18 protein-coding genes and 1 pseudogene are annotated in these 19,709 nt (G+C 58.4%); 10 read left to right on the forward strand and 9 right to left on the reverse strand.

The features are described from left to right. Positions 1-157: 157 nt before the first annotated feature. Entirely contained in the window at positions 158-586 is a 429-nt protein-coding gene (locus PAN31117_RS09160; RefSeq protein WP_150737918.1) for a PRC-barrel domain-containing protein, read from the reverse strand. 44 nt (positions 587-630) lie between these two features. Then, positions 631-801, reverse strand: a complete 171-nt coding sequence (locus PAN31117_RS27080) for a hypothetical protein (protein ID WP_174990889.1) — start codon at positions 799-801, stop codon at positions 631-633. Between the two features lie 311 nt (positions 802-1,112). On the opposite strand from PAN31117_RS27080, the gene PAN31117_RS09165 reads away from it, so the two are divergent. Beyond that, positions 1,113-1,613 (forward strand): Spy/CpxP family protein refolding chaperone, encoded by a 501-nt coding sequence (locus PAN31117_RS09165; RefSeq protein WP_246188990.1) that lies wholly within the window; start codon positions 1,113-1,115, stop codon positions 1,611-1,613. A 17-nt stretch (positions 1,614-1,630) separates the two neighbouring features. After that, positions 1,631-1,951, forward strand: a complete 321-nt coding sequence (locus PAN31117_RS09170; protein ID WP_150737919.1) for a hypothetical protein — start codon at positions 1,631-1,633, stop codon at positions 1,949-1,951. Between the two features lie 59 nt (positions 1,952-2,010). Here PAN31117_RS09170 and pgm read toward each other — a convergent pair whose 3' ends face one another. The 3 genes and pseudogenes from pgm to gnd form a co-directional block, all read right to left on the reverse strand. Then, positions 2,011-3,705, reverse strand: a complete 1,695-nt coding sequence (gene pgm, locus PAN31117_RS09175) for a phosphoglucomutase (alpha-D-glucose-1,6-bisphosphate-dependent) (protein ID WP_150737920.1) — start codon at positions 3,703-3,705, stop codon at positions 2,011-2,013. Beyond that, on the reverse strand, positions 3,702-5,825 hold the full coding sequence (gene tkt / locus PAN31117_RS09180; protein ID WP_246188991.1) for a transketolase: 2,124 nt from the start codon (positions 5,823-5,825) through the stop codon (positions 3,702-3,704). The genes pgm and tkt overlap by 4 nt, the downstream gene beginning before the upstream one ends. 143 nt (positions 5,826-5,968) lie before the next feature. After that, a pseudogene (gene gnd, locus PAN31117_RS09185) lies at positions 5,969-7,024 on the reverse strand (phosphogluconate dehydrogenase (NAD(+)-dependent, decarboxylating)). Positions 7,025-7,295: 271 nt separating this feature from the next. Between gnd and PAN31117_RS09190 the strand changes: the two are divergent. Further along, positions 7,296-7,454 (forward strand): DUF3309 family protein, encoded by a 159-nt coding sequence (locus PAN31117_RS09190; RefSeq protein WP_150737921.1) that lies wholly within the window; start codon positions 7,296-7,298, stop codon positions 7,452-7,454. Positions 7,455-7,580: 126 nt separating this feature from the next. Continuing rightward, positions 7,581-7,757: a CsbD family protein gene (locus tag PAN31117_RS09195; protein WP_150737922.1), complete on the forward strand. Its 177-nt coding sequence runs from the start codon at positions 7,581-7,583 to the stop codon at positions 7,755-7,757. 49 nt (positions 7,758-7,806) lie between these two features. Here PAN31117_RS09195 and tal read toward each other — a convergent pair whose 3' ends face one another. The 4 genes from tal to PAN31117_RS09215 form a co-directional block, all read right to left on the reverse strand. Beyond that, a complete protein-coding gene (gene tal / locus PAN31117_RS09200) occupies positions 7,807-8,976 on the reverse strand; it encodes a transaldolase (RefSeq protein ID WP_246188992.1) in 1,170 nt (389 codons plus the stop codon). An 820-nt stretch (positions 8,977-9,796) separates the two neighbouring features. Beyond that, positions 9,797-10,516, reverse strand: a complete 720-nt coding sequence (locus PAN31117_RS09205; protein WP_150737923.1) for a Crp/Fnr family transcriptional regulator — start codon at positions 10,514-10,516, stop codon at positions 9,797-9,799. 256 nt (positions 10,517-10,772) lie between these two features. After that, a complete protein-coding gene (locus PAN31117_RS09210) occupies positions 10,773-12,053 on the reverse strand; it encodes an Nramp family divalent metal transporter (protein ID WP_150737924.1) in 1,281 nt (426 codons plus the stop codon). A 510-nt stretch (positions 12,054-12,563) separates the two neighbouring features. After that, entirely contained in the window at positions 12,564-13,160 is a 597-nt protein-coding gene (locus tag PAN31117_RS09215) for a helix-turn-helix domain-containing protein (protein WP_150737925.1), read from the reverse strand. Positions 13,161-13,259: 99 nt separating this feature from the next. On the opposite strand from PAN31117_RS09215, the gene PAN31117_RS09220 reads away from it, so the two are divergent. The 6 genes from PAN31117_RS09220 to PAN31117_RS09250 all read left to right on the forward strand — a co-directional run bounded on the left by PAN31117_RS09220 (position 13,260) and on the right by PAN31117_RS09250 (position 19,385). Continuing rightward, on the forward strand, positions 13,260-13,475 hold the full coding sequence (locus tag PAN31117_RS09220) for a DNA-binding protein (RefSeq protein ID WP_150737926.1): 216 nt from the start codon (positions 13,260-13,262) through the stop codon (positions 13,473-13,475). A 10-nt stretch (positions 13,476-13,485) separates the two neighbouring features. Further along, on the forward strand, positions 13,486-15,738 hold the full coding sequence (locus tag PAN31117_RS09225) for a transposase domain-containing protein (RefSeq protein ID WP_150737927.1): 2,253 nt from the start codon (positions 13,486-13,488) through the stop codon (positions 15,736-15,738). Between the two features lie 63 nt (positions 15,739-15,801). Next, positions 15,802-16,800: an AAA family ATPase gene (locus PAN31117_RS09230; RefSeq protein WP_150737928.1), complete on the forward strand. Its 999-nt coding sequence runs from the start codon at positions 15,802-15,804 to the stop codon at positions 16,798-16,800. Positions 16,801-16,964: 164 nt separating this feature from the next. Beyond that, the gene (locus PAN31117_RS09235) at positions 16,965-17,192 is read left to right on the forward strand and encodes a hypothetical protein (RefSeq protein WP_150737929.1); all 228 of its coding nucleotides are present in this window, start codon (positions 16,965-16,967) and stop codon (positions 17,190-17,192) included. Between the two features lie 898 nt (positions 17,193-18,090). Next, a complete protein-coding gene (locus tag PAN31117_RS09245) occupies positions 18,091-18,489 on the forward strand; it encodes a Mor transcription activator family protein (protein ID WP_150737931.1) in 399 nt (132 codons plus the stop codon). Then, positions 18,486-19,385, forward strand: a complete 900-nt coding sequence (locus tag PAN31117_RS09250; protein ID WP_150737932.1) for a Mu-like prophage major head subunit gpT family protein — start codon at positions 18,486-18,488, stop codon at positions 19,383-19,385. The genes PAN31117_RS09245 and PAN31117_RS09250 overlap by 4 nt, the downstream gene beginning before the upstream one ends. Positions 19,386-19,709 lie beyond the last annotated feature (324 nt).

Consider the following 19,709-nt stretch of genomic DNA (forward strand, 5'->3'; position numbering starts at 1 on the left):
CCCGTTGGCCCCTGCGGTCCGGCAGGTCCGGTACATGCGCCGAGGGCGAGTGTCGCCAGGACGGCGGCAATCAGCTTTGCATATCTCATGATTAAGCCCTCAATTTGACGTTGGATGCCTGTCCATTCGGATAGGCATCGACGATGACACTGTGCGGTTACCTTGAGGCATCTGGACGGTAGTAGTCGTCAATCTCATCGACCCACGCCTGATCTGCCATATCTGGCCAATGGTCCGGGTCGAATCCCGGTGCTGCTTCCAGGCGGTGTTTGTCGACATCCAGAACAAAACACTTGTTCTCCGTATCGAGTTTCAATGCTTGCCAAGGCACCGCGAACAGTTTTTTTCCCATGCCCAGAAAGCCACCAAACGACAGCACCGCGTAACTGATTCTGCCGGCCCGAACGTCCAGCATGATTTCCTTGATATCGCCCAGGGCTTCACCGTGCTCATTGCACACACTGTTGCCGACGAGCGTGTCTGCCCCCATCAGATTGGGGCCGGGCCCCAGCGCGGTACCCGGGCCGGGACGCACCGTCTCTCTCGCCTTGTACATTCCGTACGTATCACGATCTTCGTAGTTCATAGTCCACTCTCCATTCAGAACACCAAACCTCTAGGCGTGGCGATTTACTCGTCGGAAAGCTGCACCAGCGCGGCCGCTTCGCCCGGTGTCGCCACATTGACAAGCTTGTTTCTCGCACCGCAGCCGGGGCAATCGAAGTAGAAGCCGAGGTCGTTGACTTCCGGCGTCATTTCCGGGAAGTCGCTCAACTCGCCGCAGGTTCTGCATGTGAACATCCGCATCTCCCTGTCGTCTTGACGACGGTGCTTTAACCGCCGCGCGGGGGACGAACGCGCCCACCAATCAAGGGCCAAGACTGCCGCTCGTACTGGTATCGACGGCGTGATACGGAGACTAAGGGGAGGACGTCCGTAGCGTCTGTCCGATAGCGAACAGTCGTTGATTCGAGGAAAACGAGGAGGAGGGTCCGCCAGCGAACAGACACAATCCCGGCATGAAGAGATAACGGATGTGGCCATCGTCCGCGATTGCTACCTATCACGGGCTGACCGCGCAAATTGTCGCTGACCCACTTTTGAGAACCGCCATGAAAATCCCCCGCATTCCGGCACGACTCCACGTCGTGCGCGTACTTGAAGTCCTGTTCGTTGCCGGCTTCGCCGTCGTCTGCACACCGGCAGGCGCAGCTCCCGTCACGGACGGCCCCACGGCTGCCCATGCCATGAAGACGGCCGCGCGTACGCCCGTCGAAACCCGCATCAGCAATCTGCACACGCGATTGCAAATCACCTCGGCGCAAGAGTCCCTTTGGCAACCCGTTGCGCAGGTCATGCGCGAGAACGCCGACACGATGCAGTCGCTGCTCAAAGCCCGCTCCGAAGGCGCGAGCCATATGAGCGCCACTGACGACATGAGGTCATACGGTCAGATCGCTGAGGCGCATGCCGAAGGCATCAGGAAACTGACACCCGCCTTCGCGGCGCTCTACGACAGCATGTCCGACGTGCAGAAACACAACGCCGATCTGATCTTCCGTGACGAAGGTCATCACATGGGCCGAATGGGCCGAATGGGTCATAAGGGCTGAGAACGCAGGAGCCAAAGATGAAATTCTCACTCACACGAAAGCAAGGTGTGTCACCCATCGGGGCGATCGGTCTTGCGTTGATGATGCTGGGCGTGTGTGCGCCGTCCGTGTCTCATGCCCAGTCGGGAAATCGCGATCACGATCACGATACGCAACAGGAGGTCCGGCATGCGCCTCAACGGGCACCTCACGACTATCGCCACGACTATCATCATGACGAACGTCACTACAGCAGTGGGTATCGCGACGGCGGATACGCGTACGGCCCACCACCCGTGATATACGCGCCTGAGGCGTCGCCCGGTATCAGCCTTTTTCTGCCGCTGGAGTTTCGATAGTGCGCGAGTGAAGTGACCAGCCGAAGCTGACTGTCGTGCGGGCTTGCCGGTGTGGCCCGCTAGGACGGTGGCGGTGTTGTATCGCCCAGCGCGTCATCGACGATGGCTTGCGCCTCGCTCAGCAGTTGCTGCAGGTGGCGCTCGCCCTGGAAGCTTTCGCCGTAGATCTTATAGATCGCTTCCGTGCCGGACGGTCGTGCAGCAAACCAGCCATGATCGGCAACCACTTTCAAACCGCCGATTGGCGCATCGTTGCCAGGTGCCTGAGTCAGAATTGCATTGATCGGCTCTCCGGCGAGCCGCTTCGATCGTACTTTGTCAGCACAGAGGGCCGCGAGTGCAGCCTTCTGGTCAGGTGTCGCACTCGCTTCGTGGCGGGCTTGCACGGGAGAGCCCAATGCGTACGTCAGTGTCTGGTATCGCGCGCCGGGGTCCTGCCCGGTGCGTGCCAACATCTCCCCCGCCAGCAATGCAGGTATCAGACCGTCCTTGTCGGTTGTCCAGGTGGTGCCGTCGCGCCGCAAGAAGCCCGTGCCTGCGCTTTCCTCTCCGGCGACTGCCAATGAACCATCGAGCAGCCCGGCAGCAAACCATTTGAACCCGACAGGAACCTCGTACAGACGGCGCCCGAGCTTCGATGCCAGACGATCGATCAACTGGCTACCGACAACGGTCTTGCCAATCGCGGCGTCGAGTGGCCAATCGGGACGGTGCTCGAACAAGTACTCGACCGTCGCGGCGAAATAATGATTGGGGGCGAGCAAGCCCGCGCGAGGCGTCACGATGCCGTGCCGGTCGTGATCGGTGTCGCAGGCGAAGGCGACGTCGAATGCATCCTTCTGCGCGATCAGGCCCTGCATGGCATAGGCCGATGACGGGTCCATGCGGATTCGGCCGTCCCAATCTGCGGTCATGAAACCGAACGTCGGGTCCACGGTTGTGCGGGTGACCGTCAGGTTGAGTCCGTACCGATCGGCAATCTCAGGCCAATAGTGAACACCGGCTCCTCCTAGCGGGTCGACGCCCATATGAATGCCCGAAGCGCGCAACACGTCCATGTCGATAACGTTCGGCAGGTCGTCGACATAGGTTCTCAGGAAGTCATGGGGATGCGTTGTGGAGGCTCGCATGGCCTGCTCGAGGCTGATCACGGGCATCGTCGGCTGTCCCTCGCGCAATAGCGCGTTCGCTTGGGTCTCGATCCAGGTGGTCACCGCAGACTCTGCTGGCCCGCCGTGCGGCGGGTTGTACTTGATGCCACCGTTATCGGGAGGATTGTGCGAGGGCGTGATAATTACACCGTCGGCGAATCTTTCCGTGCGACGGCGGTTGTAAGTGACGATGGCATGCGACACCGCGGGCGTCGGCGTGTACTCGCCGCCCGCTGAAATCATCACATCGAGGCCGTTGCCTGCGAACACGCTCATGACGGTCGCGAAGGCCGGCTCGGACAAGGCATGCGTGTCGATGCCGACGAATATCGGCCCATGGATGCCATGCCGTTGGCGGTAGCGGCAGATGGCCTGACTGATCGCCAGGATGTGCGCTTCGTTAAACGTTGTCAGGAACGACGAACCGCGGTGGCCGGAGGTGCCGAACGCTACGCGTTGTGCCGGGATGTCAGGGTCAGGGGTGTTGCAGTAGTAGGCCGTCACCAGCCGGGAGACATTCACCAGCTTGTCAGGCGAGAGCTGTTGTCCGGCGTATGGGCTAACCGAAGCGAGCCCCGAGGCGAGCGTTCGGGACTCGTTCATGACGATTCCCCATGCGGTTTTGTACCGTAACGCATGAGTTGCGCCTTGGCGGCAGTGACGATATGCGCCACGTCGAAGCCGAAATGACGCGCCAGCGCCTCACGCGGAGCTGACTTGCCAAACGTGTGCAACCCAAGAATGGCGCCTTCATGGCCGGCATAGCGCTCCCATCCAAAGGTGGATGCCTCCTCTACGGCGACGCGCGCGATAACCGAGGGCGGCAGAATGTGGTCGCGATAAGCCAACGACTGGTCCTCGAATATATCCCACGAGGGCATGCTGATAACCCGGGCTAAGATGCCTTCGCGCTTCAGTTCGTTGTACGCCGAAGCACATAACGCCACTTCGCTGCCAGTGGCCAGCAGCAGCACGTCCGGGGTGCCGTCTGCAAAGCCCATTTCCTCGCAGGCATCGATCAGGATGTAGGCCCCTCGGGCAACCCCGGCGGCACTCGCGTAACGGTCTCGATCAAGAGTTGGCACGGTCTGGCGTGTGAGTACAAGGCAGACCGGCCCGCGCTTGAACTCCATGATGACGCGCCAGGCCTCGACCACTTCTCCGGCGTCGGCCGGCCGCAGCACGGTCATGCCCGGCATGGCGCGCAACGTGGCGAGTTGTTCGATGGGCTGATGCGTCGGCCCGTCTTCCCCCAGGCTGATGGAGTCATGCGTCCAGATCGTGATTAGCGGCAATTCCATCATTGCCCCCAGCCGAAGTGCCGCCCGACAATAATCGCTGAAGATGAGGAAGCTGGCGACAAACGGTCGTAGCGACGACAGGCTCATGCCGTTGGCGATGGCACACATGGCATGCTCGCGAACACCAAAATGAAAGTTCCGACCCCGATAGCTGCCGCCGGCCTGCGCTTCGGTGTTCTGAAAGTCGCCTACGAGATCGAACGTCAAGCGAGTGAGCGTCGAGGGCGACAGATCGGCAGCGCCCCCGAGTAACCAGGGAACGCGCTCGGCGATGGCGTTGAGCACTTGCCCCGATGCTGCGCGGGTCGAAAGACCGGCCGTCGTCGGGGCAAAAGCGGGCAGAGAGACGTCCCACTCGGGAGGCAGCTCCCGCGCCTGCATTCTCTCCAAAGCATCGGTCAAGTCGGGATATTGGGCCCGATAGTCAGCAAAAAGCTCGAGCCAACGGGTGTGGGCGTCGCGGCCTCGACGGCCGAGGCCTTCGTGCAGATGTGACGTTACGCCAACGGACACGTCGAACTGCTTGTCAGGATCACTGCCGAAAAACTCCTTGGCCAGACGTACCTCGGCCGCGCCGAGCGGCTCGCCATGAGCCTCGCGCGTGTCCTGCCGGTGGGGGGCACCATAGCCGATGTGGCTTTGCACAATGATGAGGGTTGGGGCGTCGCCGGTATCAAGAAAGCTCTGATACGCACGTGACAGTTGCGTCAGGTCGTTGGCATCGCTAACACGCTCGACATGCCAGCCATACGAGGCAAAGCGCGCGCCGACGTCTTCGGTGAACGCCAGCCGCGTAGCCCCTTCGATGGTGATGTGGTTGTCGTCGTATATCCAACATAGATTGGCCAGCTTCAGATGGCCGGCCAGCGAAGCGGCTTCCGCACCGAGCCCCTCCATCATGTCGCCGTCGCTGCAAAGCGCGTAGATGTTGTAGCGAAATAGCGGAAATCCCGGGCGGTCGTAGGTCGCGCTCAGCCATTGTCGCGCGATCGCCATGCCCACACTCGTGGCAATGCCTTGCCCAAGCGGACCGGTCGTGGTCTCAACACCCGTCGTCCAACCATACTCGGGGTGCCCGGTGCATCGGCTTCCCGGTTGGCGGAACGACTTCAGGTCGTCCATCGTCACGGCCAGTTCGTCGGCTCCATCATCGCTCTTGACACCGCAAACGTGCAGCAAGCTGTACAGCAGCGCACAGGCATGCCCGTTCGACAAGACAAAGCGATCCCGGCCAGCCCAGTGTGGATGTTCCGGGTCGTATCGCAGGAACCGCTGCCACAGACAATAGACCGTCGGGGCGGCGTCCATCGGCGTGCCCGGATGCCCGGACTGCGCCTTTTGCACAGCGTCGATCGACAAGGTACGCAGAGTGTTGATGCACAACTGATCAAGATCACTGGGCTGCATCGCTGACAACTCCATCGAAATGTGAAACGGTTGGCGCCTACGCCTTTTGACTCGCGAACCCGGGTTCGGGGCACCTGTCCGGCGGCGAGAACGACGTGATGTTGCGCCTTCATCATTTGTCCCTTTGGGTAACGGGTCGCGCCCTCGTGCTTTGCCGATCAGGCGTCGCGGGGTGTCGCAATGTCCAGGTGGCCGCCGAACGCGTAGCGCATGGCGGACAAGAGTTGATCTGCGAAGACCGATTGTCCTCGCGAGGTGAAACGCGCATACAGTGCCGCGCTCAGCACGGGAGCAGGCACCCCCTAATCGATGGCCGCTTCTACGGACCACCGTCCTTCGCCCGAATCCGAGACGCGACCGGCGAACCGCGCCAGCGTCGGATCGGTGCGCAGCATCTCGACAACTTTTCCAAGTAGCCAGGAGTCGATCACGCTCCCGTGCCGCCACACTTCGGCGATATCGGCCAGATCGAACGTGTACTGGTAATACTCGGGATGTCGCAATGGAGTGACTTCGGCGCCGACCTCTTGTTTTTGTGTGCCGACGTTCGCGCATCTCAGAATATTCAGTCCTTCCGCATAGGCGGCCATCATTCCGTACTCGATGCCGTTGTGGATCATCTTTACAAAATGGCCAGCCCCGTGAAGACCGCAATACAGATACCCAGACTGGGCGGTAGGCGCGTTGCTATCCGTGGGGAGTCCGATATCGTGCGTCGCATGCTTCCCCGTATCCTCCGTCGCGTCGTGCGCATCGCAGGCGAGGGCGGTGAAGAGCGGTGTGAGGTACACAACGACGTCCTCTTCACCGCCGATCATCAGGCAGTAACCGCGCGCCAGACCCGCCGTCCCTCCGCTGATGCCAACGTCGACGAAATGAATCCCCTTGCCACTCAGTTCGACACTGCGTTTCATGTCGTCCCTGTAGTAGGAGTTACCACCGTCAATGACGATATCCCCTGGCGCGAGCCGGGGCCAGAGATCCGCGAGCGCCGCTTCGACTGCACCGGCGGGCACCATCAGCCAGAGAATTCTGGGGCTCTCCAGCAGCGACATCATCTCGTCGATCGAAGCCGCGCCGACCGCGCCCGCATTCTGAAGCACGTCGATTGTCGCTGGCTGAATATCATGGACAACGCACCGGTGACCGTGGCGCATCAGGCGACGCACCAGATCGGCGCCCATGCGCCCTAATCCAACCATGCCGAGTTGCATTGTCTGCTCCGTTTGGTCTGTGAGTGAGAGGGACACGATCGTGCAACATCGTTCACTCGACACTAGGAGCGTTTGCCCGTCAGTTCTGTCCACTACCGAACAAAAATCTATTGCCGCAAGATCCGGCCACGGCGCTAATCAGGTGCTTTCGATACCGAACGACTTTCATTCACGGCCTTCGTACGGCACCGAACCGACATGCCGCCACGGTGCAACTACCCTTCGGGTGAGGGTCGAGAAATCCCCCTCTAACCAACGCAGGGAGTGAATCATGACTTTAGGAACTGTGGTGCTGATTGTGCTGGCGCTTCTGTTGGTGGGAGCATTTCCAGCCTGGTCGTACAACTCGGGTTGGGGATATGCGCCGAGCGGCGCAGTGGGACTACTGCTGGCCATCGTGATTGTTCTGCTCTTGATGGGTCGACTATGAAGCGCGCGACCCAGGACTTGCTCGACGCCGTCAATCGGCGCCTAAGGCATGTCGCCACGAAAGTGCGGGACACCCGAGCCCCGGTCAAGGGGCTCAATTTTTCATCCACTGAGAACGCAAATCATCATGAACAAAGATCAAGTGAAAGGCAGGGTCAAGGAAGCCGCCGGCAAAATCAAAGAGGTCACCGGTAAGGTGGTCGGCAACAAGAAGATGGAGGTCGACGGCAAGATCGAGAAGAACGTCGGCAAGGTCCAGTCAGTCGTCGGTGACACACGCCAGGATCTGAAGAAGCACAGGTAACGGGGATAGCCCGACCCCGTCACCGGCAGGGCTTCGGCCGTCAAGGGGTTCAGGACATAACGTGCGTCACTGGGGGCGGGCGCCATTCAGGCCCGCGCTTGCCTGCAATGATCTGCATGAGTTCAGCCCATGCCTGCCGAAACGACTCAACGCCTTCGCGCTGAAGGCGTGCGGCGAGCGCTGGGACGTCGATGCCGGCGTGAGCGAAGTCTGCGAGCACCGGATCGGCGTTGCCGCCATCCTCTCGCATTACGCTGATCAGCTCGCCTCCCGTTGCAAAGGCCAGCAGGGTCGCCTCCGGCACCGTGTCTATCGTATCCGGTGCGGCAAGTGCCTCAACGTAATAGCCGGGTGAGAGTTCCCGGCTTTTCACCCCAGTACTGGCCCACACGAGGCGCTGGGCGCTTGCCCCCGCGTCGGACAATTCGCGCCACATTGGGTGCGACATGCGCTCACGGTAGGCGCCGTACGTTTGTTTGGCCACCGCCACGCCGAGACGATTACGCAAACCGAACGGCACCTCGCCTGTGATAGCGATATCCCAACGGCTGACGAATAGCGATGCCACAGATGCCACGTGCAGATCCAGCCCGGCATCACGCCTGCGTGCCAGGCCTCTCCAATAAGCATTTGCCGCCTCTACGTATTGCTCGCGGGAGAAGAGGAGCGTGACATTGACCGGTACACCGGAAAAGATCGCCTCTTCGATGGCGACAAGGCCGATTGTCGTGCCGGGGATCTTGATGAGCAAATTCGGGCAATCGGCACTTGCATACAGACTTTTGGCGGCCGCTACCGTCCCGACGGCGTCCTCAGCGAGCCACGGCGATACCTCCAGCGAGACCCATCCATCGATACCGCCGGTTTCTTGATGCACCGGCAGGAACAGCTCTGCCGCCTGTTTCAGGTCTCTGATCGCCAGCGAAAAGAACAGCGCTTCGTCGGTGAGCGTCGCATCGACAGGTTTTGCGATATCAATGTCGTACGCCGCCGTATCGCGGATCGCCTTAAGGAAGATGCGCGGATTCGACGTCAAGCCTGTGACGTTGTAATCATCGCGATAACGGGTCAGTGTTCCGTCACCGAGCAAGCCTCGCGTGATGTTGTCGAGCCAGAGACTCTGCCCGAGCGCCTGCAATTTCCGAGTGGCTTTCATGGAACCTCGCCGTAGACGTTTCGCAAGACTTTTCCGGTACCGCCTGCAGTACATGATTCGCATTTGCATGCCGCTTGGGTGACTTTGCGTTATCGATCTCACGTTACACGATGGACCGACGCCGATGCAGTACGTCAGCGTACCAATCCCGCCGCTACGATCGGGGAGGGGACGGCGTCTCGCGACGTGAGGTCGACCGGTTCGATGTTTGTCATATTCCGCAGAAACTTCTTCATCGTCATGTGCGATACCGGACGGACACCTCATATCCCCACGAGCAAAGTTCTATATAGACACGGGCGAGGGCACGCACTTGAGTCTACGGAGAGGGTCATGACACCGAGTCAGCTCAGAGATCGAATCAGAGAGTTGGAAGCGAAATTCTCGCGCATCAAAGAAGAGTTTTACCAGGTCGCACATAGCCAGGAGGACGCGCCACGGGTAAATGACGAGGCGACGGCGTCAGGCGAGGCAGGTGAAATCGGGGAGGATCTCACCGGGGGCCGTTAGGACAATCAGACGGTCGACGATTTGTGTTGAGAGAAGCACGGAAGACGTATGTGCCGGGCACCGCGGCGCAAAACGCGGTTCCCAGAGGAGGGTGCCATGAAAGCTGTTCGAAGTTTGTTATTGATGTTTGTGGTCGTCACTTTGGGCGGATGTTGGTGGGGGCCTGGCCCCGGTTACGATCACGGGGGAGGGGGATATGGTCACGTTGGTTACGATCGCGAGGGCGGCCCGGGGCGAGACAGATAATGGAATAGGCCATCCACACGAGTGAGCATGGATCGTCGACGTCGGCGCGAGCGGGGTATTCCTCTGTTGTGTGCACCGTTGGAAGAATGCGGTTTAGAAGCCCGCTCTCGCTGGCGGAGAGACGCTGTCAAATGGCCTGAATATCCGGAAGTAATCGATCGAACTCCCGCTTGACCACGCCATAGCACTCACAGACGCGCTTTTCGAGCCCGACCCGGTCCAGCACTTCGATATGCCCGTGGCTGTAGCGGATGAGTCCGGCGGTTTGGAGCTTTAGCGCGGCTTCTGTGACGCCGGATCTACGGACACCCAGCATGTTGGCGATCAACTCCTGTGTCATCCGCAGCTCGTTCGACGGCAGGCGATCGATACTCAGTAACAACCACCGGCATAGTTGCTGGTCGATCGAGTGGTGACGGTTACAGACTGCCGTTTGCGCCATTTGCGTAATCAATGCCTGGGTGTAGCGCAACAGCAATCGCTGCATAGGGCCGGCGCGCTTGAACTCTTCCTTGAGCAACCGGGCGCTCAACCGATAAGCGTACCCGGCGCTTTGCACGATCGCTCGGCTCGGCGTGGTTTCACCCCCCATGAACAGGGCAATGCCGATGACGCCTTCCTTACCCACAATAGCAATCTCGGCAGACGAGCCGTCTTCCATCACATAAAGCAATGAGACGATTGCCGTGGTAGGGAAATACACGTGATCCAGCCGGTCTCCCGACTCATAGATCACCTTGCCAAGCGGCATTTCGATCAACGTCAACTCTGGGGCGATTCGCGCCCACTCGTCGTCCGGCAACACGGACAACAGATCGTTGGCGCTTTTGTTCGGTTGCGCAAGCATGCCTTTTCCCCTTCATGCCCTGAGATCGGACATGTGCGCGTCAGAATCGCTGCGCAATAAGTGCGTTGAGTGAATCGATGGCGCCACCATGATTGAACGAGACGCAACGTGGCAGGGCTCCCCGGCGGTTGTTCTGAGCGGTTGCCGTGCAACAGCTCCCGTGGGAATTTTTTTCCCCCGTACTGAAAATGTCAATAATTCATTCTCTGAGAGCCGTCGCCAATTCGTTCAGATGCCGATCGAAAGAGCGAGCATCTCACCGCCCCCATGTGGCGAACATGGTGAGGACTGCGCAAGCCATGGTGCCGGTAGCTAGCCAGCCCAGCGCCTTCAGCCGCAGACTGATCGCAAATTTACCCATCACGTCGCGCCTTCCCGCCATCAACATCAGGATGATCATGATCGGGACAGCAATGACGCCATTGACCACGGCACTCCAGAAGAGCGCCTTGATCGGGTCGATGGCGGTGAAATTCAACGCTACACCTAGCAGGGTGGCGAGCGTCAATATCATGTAGAACCCGCGCGCCTGCAGGACTTCACGTCCCAGACCAATGCGCCATTGGAAAGCCTCGGCGACTGCATAGGCCGATGAGCCCGCCAGCACCGGCACCGCCAACAGCCCACATCCGATAATGCCCGCCGAGAACAGCAGGAACGCGAACTCTCCGGCGAGCGGCCGTAGTGCAGCGGCTGCCTGAGCCGAGGTCTGGATGTCTCTCACCCCGTGCTGATATAGCGTGACAGCCGCCGTCAATATGATGAAGAAGGCGATCACATTCGAGAAAGCCATGCCGATGTAGGTGTCGAGTCTGATGCGCCGCAAGTTTCGCCAGGCCTGCGAAGGGGCGCTAGTCAGCGGCTCCTGCCCCTGAGTGGCGCGTTGGACTTCCACTTCCTGAGACGCTTGCCAGAAGAACATATAAGGACTGATAGTCGTTCCGAACACCGCGACAACCGCGACGATGTAGCTGACGTTGAACGACAGATCGGGGATGACGGTCCGATACAGCACGGATCCCCACGAAATCTTGACACTGAAGACCGTGGCCACATAAGCGAGCAGGGCAAGCGTAAGTGCCTTGAGAATCGGGGCGTAACGTGGGAACGGGATGAAGACCTGCAACGTGAGCGACGCCACACCGAAAGCGACCGCGTACCAGACAGCCGGACCGCCGATCAGGAGTTTCAATGCCGCGCCCATTGCACCGACATCCGCTGCGATGTTGATCGTGTTGGCCACAAGCAAGAGTCCCACTAGGACATACAGTATCCATGAGGGGTAGTGCTTGAGAATGTTCGCCGCGATGCCGTCCCCGGTGACGCGTCCGATTTGCGCGCTCACGACTTGAATCCCGATCATCAGCGGATATGTCGCCAACGCCGTCCACAGCAAACCGTAGCCGAATGCGGCGCCCACCTGAGAGTAGGTGGCAATGCCGCTCGGATCATCGTCCGCGGCGCCGGCGATGAGACCCGGGCCCAGCTTCTCCCAGAGCGATTGATTCTTGTGGAAGGCAGTGCGATTGAGCGACACGATATCCGCCCCGTGAGAAAGACTGACAGGTTGTCTCGATCACAATAGGCAGATCTGCCGGTCTCGTCGGTACGCTATCGGACGTGGCGCAAGCTGACACTGCACCGCCGCGGCGGTTTAAGTGAAGGTAGTGCATTACCGTGACGGCCATTCCCACGATCAACTCAGACAAGGATTCTCGCTTGACAAAATTGTGCAAACATTGAGGGGGCGCTACTCATTTGAAACTATGGAAACAGCCCCCAAAAATGCCGCAAAACCCTTATCCATAAAGGCTCCGTGAGATTTCGACGTGAGGGTTAGGTTTGAAATAAACTGCGAATTTGTGAGTAACTTTTGATATTGGTTTGAGAGAGAACGACAAGATATTGCGAGTTTTCGAATCTATTGCGGTTCGCGGCCCATGTCACATTGAATATTCGCGATTCTTTTGGCACACAACTAGCGACGCCGAGAGACGGGATCATCTAGTGCGGGAGCCTGTGACAAAAGACCGCGAAAAACCACATATCATTTTGCCGCGAGCGTGATGGCATCCGCGATCAGCGCCTCGTCTGTCTTGCCACTGGCCTTAAACGCTCGATAAAGCATCGCAATGGACATTGCCTTCTTCTCCGGGGTCAGGCTCTTCCCGAGCCTTGTGGCGGTTACGTCTAGCCGCGCAATGATCGTCGCCAATAGATCGATGTCAAGGAATCTATCTGGCGTTGCGCTGGTTCTCAGCCAATCAAGGATCGCCTCATTGTACGGGCCAGTATCAACGGTGATCGCCCCCCCCTCTAGGGCGGCTTCGTTCGCAATTACCATCTGAGCAATCCGCTCAAGCCGAGTCTCATCAAGCCCCAGCATCATTTCAATCGTGTGGAGCATGCGCTGGTAAGCCCGAGCGTATGCCCAGTCCTCACCTTTTCGAGTGCCGGAAAAAACGTACAGGGAATCGACACCGAGCTTTTCTGCCGCTTCCATGTATGTCCAACTGGGTTCACGCTCCCCTCGCTCATACGTGTATTGAGCAGTTTTACCTACCCCGCAGGCCTCCGCAAAGGCGGCTTGGCTCAAGCCAATCCGCTCGCGTTCAGCCTTGAGACGCATTCCGAAGCTTTCCATGGTTTTCCCGAAAATGTTGACGATATCGCAAACGCGATATATATTCGCAATTGCGTTACAACGTCGCAAACGCGATATGCAATATTAACAGGAGAGCTTATGGAACAAGTCGTCGATGGGACACTGAAGACTCGCGAGCAAGTGCTAGCGGAGTTCGACCGCAAAGGGATCAGCATTGCGAAATGGGCTAAAGAGCACGGTTTGCCGCCATCAGTCGTCTATGGCGTGCTGAAAGACAATCGGAAAGCAAGGATCGGAGCTAGCCACAAGGCGGCGGTGCTTCTGGGAATCAAACACGGCGAGATTGTCGACTAAGGTCGTGCATATGGACGCGAAAGACGAAAAGATTACGCGCGACCTTCGCCCGCCAAGGGCGTGCACTATCGACGACAACGAGAGACAAGCGCACGACCCCGGCGAAAAGCCCGCCGATATTGGTGAAACGCGCGCAGAAGTCGGCACTCCAACTGCCATCGATCATCGTGAGGTCGTGCAAAGGTCGTGCAAAGCACCGATTGCGATCTCGGCCGCACAAGTTGCGAAGCATGCAGGTGTTAACGACGCCACTGTGCGCCGACGGTGCATGGCGGGCGTATATCCGGGCGCGTTTAAGGCCAAAGGTAATGGCGGCGAGGGTTGGATGGTACCGATTGCTGCGCTACCGGCGTCCGTCCAACGTAAGCTGGCTGAAGAATACGCTGCGCGTCTAGCTGCTCGCGTTGGAGTCAAGGACGAGCGGCCCAACGCGGATGAGCTGCGCGGCGAGTACCACACGCTTTGGGACAGTTACGAGCGGAAACCTGCGAACTTCAAGCGGATGGCCGAGCAGGCCCTTGAGGCGCTTTTGGCATACCGTGAACTGTTAGACGCAGGCGTTAGCGTTGCCTTAGCCAAACAGATCATTAGCGACCAGCACGGCGTTTCCGGCATAACGGTGTGGCGGTACGCGACGGCTACGGAGAAGCACCCGCGACAGCACTGGTTGCCATTGCTGTGTCCCCGATACCGAGGTGGCCGAGGGAAGGCGGAATTCACCCCCGAGGCTTACCAATGGATTCTTGCGCGCTACCTGAACACTTCGCAGACGAAAATCGCTGTGATTACAAAAGAGGCTCGCGAATACGGCGCATCGAAAGGCTGGGTAATTCCGAGTGATGACACTGTTGCTAAGCGATTGAAGGAAGAGCCTGGCTGGCTGGAGATCGGTGGCCGGAAAGGCGATAAAGCATTGGTGCGCAGCTTTCCTGCGGTGGAGCGAGACTACACCACGCTGCAATTGCACGAACTATGGGAGTCCGATGGGCGACGAGCCGACGTATGGTGCGTATGGCCTGACGGCACTATCGCCCGCCCGTTCATCGTTATCTGGCGCGATGTCCGCACCAGACTTGTCCTTTCCGCACGGGGCTGCCTTCACCCCCACACGGCCGCAATTTTGCAGTCCTTTGGCACTGCAATGGAGCGCACTGGCGCAGCGCCTAGAAACGCGAAGCTGGATAACGGGCGGGAATACGCCAGCAAGGAGTTTTCCGGCGGCCAGCCGACTCGATACCGCTTTCAGATCAAACCGGGCGATCCCGTCGGGATGATGACCCGCGTAGGAACGGTCGCGCGCTGGTCGAAACCGGCCTACGGTCAAGACAAGCCGATTGAGTCCTTCTGGAATTACATCGCCGAGTACTGCGATCAGGCCCCGGAGTTCCAGCGGGCATATTGCGGCAAAGATGCGGCATCAAAGCCAGATGACTTTGATAGGGCCAAAGCAATCCCTCTCGCCGAGTATCAGGCGCGACTTGCAGCGGCGCTTGAGCACTTTAACCACCGACCACATAGCGGCAATGGCATGGCGGGACGCTCACCGTATGAGGTCTACACTGAGCTGCTCGAAGGCGCGCAAATAATCCGCCCTGACGCTGCCCATATACGGCTGTGCAAGATGGGCATGGCCCTCGTCACGCTTGATAAACGGGAAGCCTCGCTGAAGTTCCGCGTAGAAGGCTTTGGTCCGATTCGATACTGGAATGAGGCTCTATCGCAACTCCCGCTGTCCGCGCGCAGCAAGAAATATCAGGTCTTTTACGATCTCGATGACCCCACCGCGAATGTCGCAGTCTACGACGGGGAGACCTTCATATGTGATGCGTCGCCAATTGATCGCATCCCGTTCATTGAGGAGGGCGGCACGAAGACTCGTAAACATGTGGAAGCGCGCGCGAAATACGTGAAAACGAGTAAGGCCGCGATTGGTGCGGCAAAGGCGGCGGGGGAATCGTTTAGGCCAATGCTGACCCACTCGGGAAGCTTATCCGCTTTACCTTTGCCTCCTGACGCTGTGCCAATTGATGCACGCCGCACACCACAAACACCCGAGTCTGACGCGCCCCTCTGGGCGCAAGACGCACAAGAGCCGGGCAAATGGGTGAATACAAAAACCGGAGAAGTCAGGCAACGAAACATCGCCGCACCACCAGTTAGCCCGGAGAGCAATCGGTCAGACGCTGAATTAGAGGCGTTGCGGAAGGAGTGGCGAGAGAAAGGAAATAGGCCGCTTGGGGTGAAAGTGCCCAAGACAGCCTAACAAACAGCACGCACACGGTAGCAGCCGCGTGTGTGCCAAATCAACCGCAAAATTGGAGTTGCAATGGTAGAAGAAAAACTGTCGGTGGACAAGGGTACGCTTGAGCGTTGGTCGTCTATACAAAACCGCCTTGTGGACGAACTGTCTCGCGGGATAACTATGGAACGCATTGCCACAGAGACGGGCTTAATGGTGCGCCAGATTGAGGTCTGGGCTGGCGATGCTTCGGCTTTCCGCGAGATTCGTCGGCCGGGTGAGGCGTCGCTTGCCGAGCGAATCGAATCACAATTGGAGATTCGTTTCGCCGAACTTGATGCCGAGCGCAATGCACAGGACAAGCAAAGGCCAGCTCGCATCGAAACGTCTGTCACACAGCAAGCGTTTGATGCATTCAACATGGCAAGAACTACGCCATCCATCGTCGACCTTACCGCGCCCCCGGGAGTCGGGAAATCTGCCGCCGTCGAAGCGTACCTTGCAAGCTGTCGCAAGGCGGAAGGCTTTTCTTGTCCCGTGTGGGTGGTAGAGCTGTCCGAGTTCACGCTGTCGGCAAAGTGTGTCCTCTCGCTATTTCTAGAGCAGATTAAGCGAGCATCGCAATTCGGCTCTGAGCACGAGCTAGCGCGGCAGATTGAAGACTCCACGGCCGGGAAGGGCGGACTCCTCATCGTGGAGGAGGCTCAGCATTTGGCCGACACAATGAATGCTAACAACGGCCTGCGAATCATTAATGGCTTGCGGCGCTTTGTTGACAAGGGATTGTTCGGCATCGTGTTCGTGAACAACGGCGAGATCTACCGTCGGCTGCAAAATGGAAAGCACGCTCAGTTATTTAGTCGCATGGAAGCGTGGCGCGTGAAGATTGACGGCGTTACCGATGATGACGTCGACAAGATCATGTTGTCCTGGGGAGTCTCAGGAAAAGCGGCGCGTGAATACTGCCTGAAGATAGCCGGGGGCAGGGGGGCGCTACGCTCCCTTGTGAGCTTGTTCCAGCGCACCTATCAGGAGTTCGGGCTCATCGATCTTGATACGATGAAATCGGTTCGCGGAAGCATATGAAGCAAGCCATTCTGACGAATAGCAAGCGCCGCGAAAGGTAAGTTCTCCGATATTGGTTTGAAATATCCGACATCCAAGAATACGTTAGACGACATATGAAAAATTGCGACAATCTGCGAGTCTTGAGGAATCGAACGTCAACTGACAGTGACCATGAGCGGGCCGTGTCCGAAATTGCGGCCATTCTTGGCGAGGCCCACGATCTGGTCGAACGCCGCTCAAGAAATGAATGGGTTGATCGAGCAAAATCCGCTCTGCAAGCCGTCTCCGGCCTTTGCTCCAATCAAGCCGCGAATGACGAGGCGCTGGAGTGTGTGAATCGGAAAGATATGGCGGTGCTTCTGAATCTAATTTCCGAGCAACTTGAGCAGGCCCAATATTCGGGTGCATAAGCCGTTGGGAGGGGCGAGGGTGGCGGCAGGTACACGGGCCACCCGGCAAGGCCGCCAGCGTGTTTAGACTACCCGTTAGCGGCGATCAATGACGTAAGATGCAGTTTGTATTGCGGCCGTATATTCCGGCTTGGCCCCGGATCGATGAAGGAGCCGCAACACGGTGAGGGGTGGCCAAGCGCCTCTCGCCACTCCCACATTTCCACGCAGAATTCTGCGTCGGCCCCAACAGAGTTCACTGCTGGCGGTAGTGACACCTGCCAGCTTCTCCACATTTTTGCTTCAAGTGACGATTCCCCCATCGCATTTTCGTCAGGTTGCAGCGCATGGGATCGTCAGGAGTTGGCAGAGCGAATGATGGCGCGACCATCCGCACAGCAGTCCGCATTTTGGGATACGACCGAGCCATCGCCTCATTGCCAGATGCTTGTCGTGATCTCACGGAGTTGCTCGGCGTAGACACCGCGGACCAGCTATTTCGAGCGTTTCGCGGCAAGCGAATAAACGTGCCTCGCGGTCGTTCTGCCCCGCATGCCCTAACAACTCGACGTCTGATCGAAGCAATTGGGGACGGGGCCTCGGCGCTGCTGCTGCGCGTCTGTGAAGGGGAGTGCATTTACATCCCTCATCTCTGCGCTCTAGCGACCGCACTCCAGTACGCGGAGGTCAGACGTGAATTCGACATCTTGACTGTGGGAATGTCCGCCCGACGCGTTGTCATCAACCTCGCCGTCAAACACCGGCGAAGTGTTCGCCATATCTGGCGCATATTGAAAAAGACGTAATCGTGCATTTTTCCCGTCTCGCAAATTGGGGTGCTGACATCAGCCAGCTTCTACGTGAGACGAACCTATTGTGAAATCCACCTATCGGAAATGTTTCCGCTTTGGAGAGATAAATGGGCAGCAGGGAAAACGAGAAAATCGCGACTGGCAGGCATCGTGCTGAGGTGATGCGTTTTGATCAGCTTGCCGAGTTCATTGGGTCGTCCAATGTGTCGGTGTTGTGCGATCAAGTCGGCGGACAAGACATGCTATTGCCGCGCGTGTCGGTGAAGTTCTCACCGTTTGATCAGATATTCGGGAAGCGGCTTGCGCTTGAAGTGAAGCGCAGGTTTGGAGGGATGGTTGTCTACGTTCCGACGTCGTGGGGGTGCGCGACCAAGGACAGAGACGAAGAAATTTGCACGCGACGTGCAGCGGGTATTTCGCCCAAGGAGCTTGCAGCTCGGTTCGGCGTGACCAAGCGTCGAATTCGGCAAATCGTGAAGGCAGGACGTGAGGAACAAGCGCAATGATCATCAATGAACAGGCTCTGGACGCAATCTACACAGCTGCCAAGGCGCTCTTCGCGCAAGGCGGACTTGCAGCAAAGCCACTGTGGCCGGATCTCGCGACGAAGGTCAACTCCACGAGTCGTGAAGAGCACTACGCCTGGCTGGGGCAGTTTCCGACTCTCAAGGAGTGGGTCGGTGACCGTGTTGTGCAGAACATGAAGGCGTTCAGCTACACGATCAAGAATCGGGACTTCGAATCGACCGTTCAAGTGGCGCGCAACGACATCGAAGACGACAACCTTGGTCTATTCGGCCCGATGTTCCAGGACATGGGCAATGCGGCCGCGTTGCACCCGGATCAACTCATGTTCGAATTGCTCGCGAGCGGCTTCACCGCACCGTGTTATGACGGCACGCCGTTCTTCGGCGAGGCCCATCGGACAGGCAAGGATGGTAGTGAGAAAACCTCGAATTGCCAGAAGGCCAAGGCCGGTGAGGAAAAGCCGCTGTGGTATCTGCTGGACACGTCGCGAGCGATCAAGCCGTTCGTCTATCAGGTGCGGCGTCCCTACGACATGATCGCGGTGACCGACCCGACCGCTCGCGACGTATTTATGCGGAATGAATACCTGTACGGGGTCGATGGCCGCTCCAACATGGGGTTTGGCTTCTGGCAACAGGCATTTGCGAGCAATTTGGAACTGACGCCGGAGAATTTCAACGCGGCCTACAGTGCGATGACTAGCCTCCAGTCGGATGAGGGGCGTCCGCTGGGTGTCAAGCCGACGATCCTACTGTGCGGCATGGCGAACCGCGAAAATGCGTTCTATATCGCGAAGGCTGATCGACAGGCTAATAATGTGCCGAATCCTAACTATCAGGTGGTGGACGTTATCGTTACGCCTCATCTGCCGTAAGAGATCCTTGGAAACTCCTGAAGGGATAGGGGCGGCGTCGCGAGATTGACTGATCATAGCGACACCGGCAGGCCCCATAATCATGGTCAGTCATGGAAGAAGTCATGCGCCGCAGTCCACCGCCGAATAGGCGGCCCCCTGCGGCGCTTTTGTTTTTGAGCGCACGGTTAGACCATCATGACGAACCGGTGGTCTTGCCTATGGCGATTGCAAATCTAGCGCGGCAATATTTCAAACCAACCGCGCCTTACCAAACATCTTTGACAAAATTCTGCACCATTGAGGGGGCGCTACTCATTTGAAACTATGGAAACAGCCCCCAAA

Source organism: Pandoraea anapnoica (assembly GCF_902459765.1).
In the GTDB taxonomy this organism is placed as follows: domain Bacteria; phylum Pseudomonadota; class Gammaproteobacteria; order Burkholderiales; family Burkholderiaceae; genus Pandoraea; species Pandoraea anapnoica.

Excerpts from the sequence above, each read along its gene's own strand:
- pgm (WP_150737920.1), bottom strand. The coding sequence starts at position 3,705 with ATGAACGAGTCCCGAACGCTCGCCTCGGGGCTCGCTTCGGTTAGCCCA.
- PAN31117_RS09190 (WP_150737921.1), top strand. The coding sequence starts at position 7,296 with ATGACTTTAGGAACTGTGGTGCTGATTGTGCTGGCGCTTCTGTTGGTG.
- PAN31117_RS09170 (WP_150737919.1), top strand. The coding sequence starts at position 1,631 with ATGAAATTCTCACTCACACGAAAGCAAGGTGTGTCACCCATCGGGGCG.
- PAN31117_RS09160 (WP_150737918.1), bottom strand. The coding sequence starts at position 586 with ATGAACTACGAAGATCGTGATACGTACGGAATGTACAAGGCGAGAGAG.
- PAN31117_RS09225 (WP_150737927.1), top strand. The coding sequence starts at position 13,486 with ATGGACGCGAAAGACGAAAAGATTACGCGCGACCTTCGCCCGCCAAGG.
- PAN31117_RS09245 (WP_150737931.1), top strand. The coding sequence starts at position 18,091 with ATGGGCAGCAGGGAAAACGAGAAAATCGCGACTGGCAGGCATCGTGCT.
- PAN31117_RS09215 (WP_150737925.1), bottom strand. The coding sequence starts at position 13,160 with ATGGAAAGCTTCGGAATGCGTCTCAAGGCTGAACGCGAGCGGATTGGC.
- PAN31117_RS09195 (WP_150737922.1), top strand. The coding sequence starts at position 7,581 with ATGAACAAAGATCAAGTGAAAGGCAGGGTCAAGGAAGCCGCCGGCAAA.
- PAN31117_RS09250 (WP_150737932.1), top strand. The coding sequence starts at position 18,486 with ATGATCATCAATGAACAGGCTCTGGACGCAATCTACACAGCTGCCAAG.
- PAN31117_RS09220 (WP_150737926.1), top strand. The coding sequence starts at position 13,260 with ATGGAACAAGTCGTCGATGGGACACTGAAGACTCGCGAGCAAGTGCTA.
- tkt (WP_246188991.1), bottom strand. The coding sequence starts at position 5,825 with ATGGAGTTGTCAGCGATGCAGCCCAGTGATCTTGATCAGTTGTGCATC.
- PAN31117_RS09205 (WP_150737923.1), bottom strand. The coding sequence starts at position 10,516 with ATGCTTGCGCAACCGAACAAAAGCGCCAACGATCTGTTGTCCGTGTTG.
- tal (WP_246188992.1), bottom strand. The coding sequence starts at position 8,976 with ATGCGAATCATGTACTGCAGGCGGTACCGGAAAAGTCTTGCGAAACGT.
- PAN31117_RS27080 (WP_174990889.1), bottom strand. The coding sequence starts at position 801 with ATGTTCACATGCAGAACCTGCGGCGAGTTGAGCGACTTCCCGGAAATG.
- PAN31117_RS09230 (WP_150737928.1), top strand. The coding sequence starts at position 15,802 with ATGGTAGAAGAAAAACTGTCGGTGGACAAGGGTACGCTTGAGCGTTGG.
- PAN31117_RS09165 (WP_246188990.1), top strand. The coding sequence starts at position 1,113 with ATGAAAATCCCCCGCATTCCGGCACGACTCCACGTCGTGCGCGTACTT.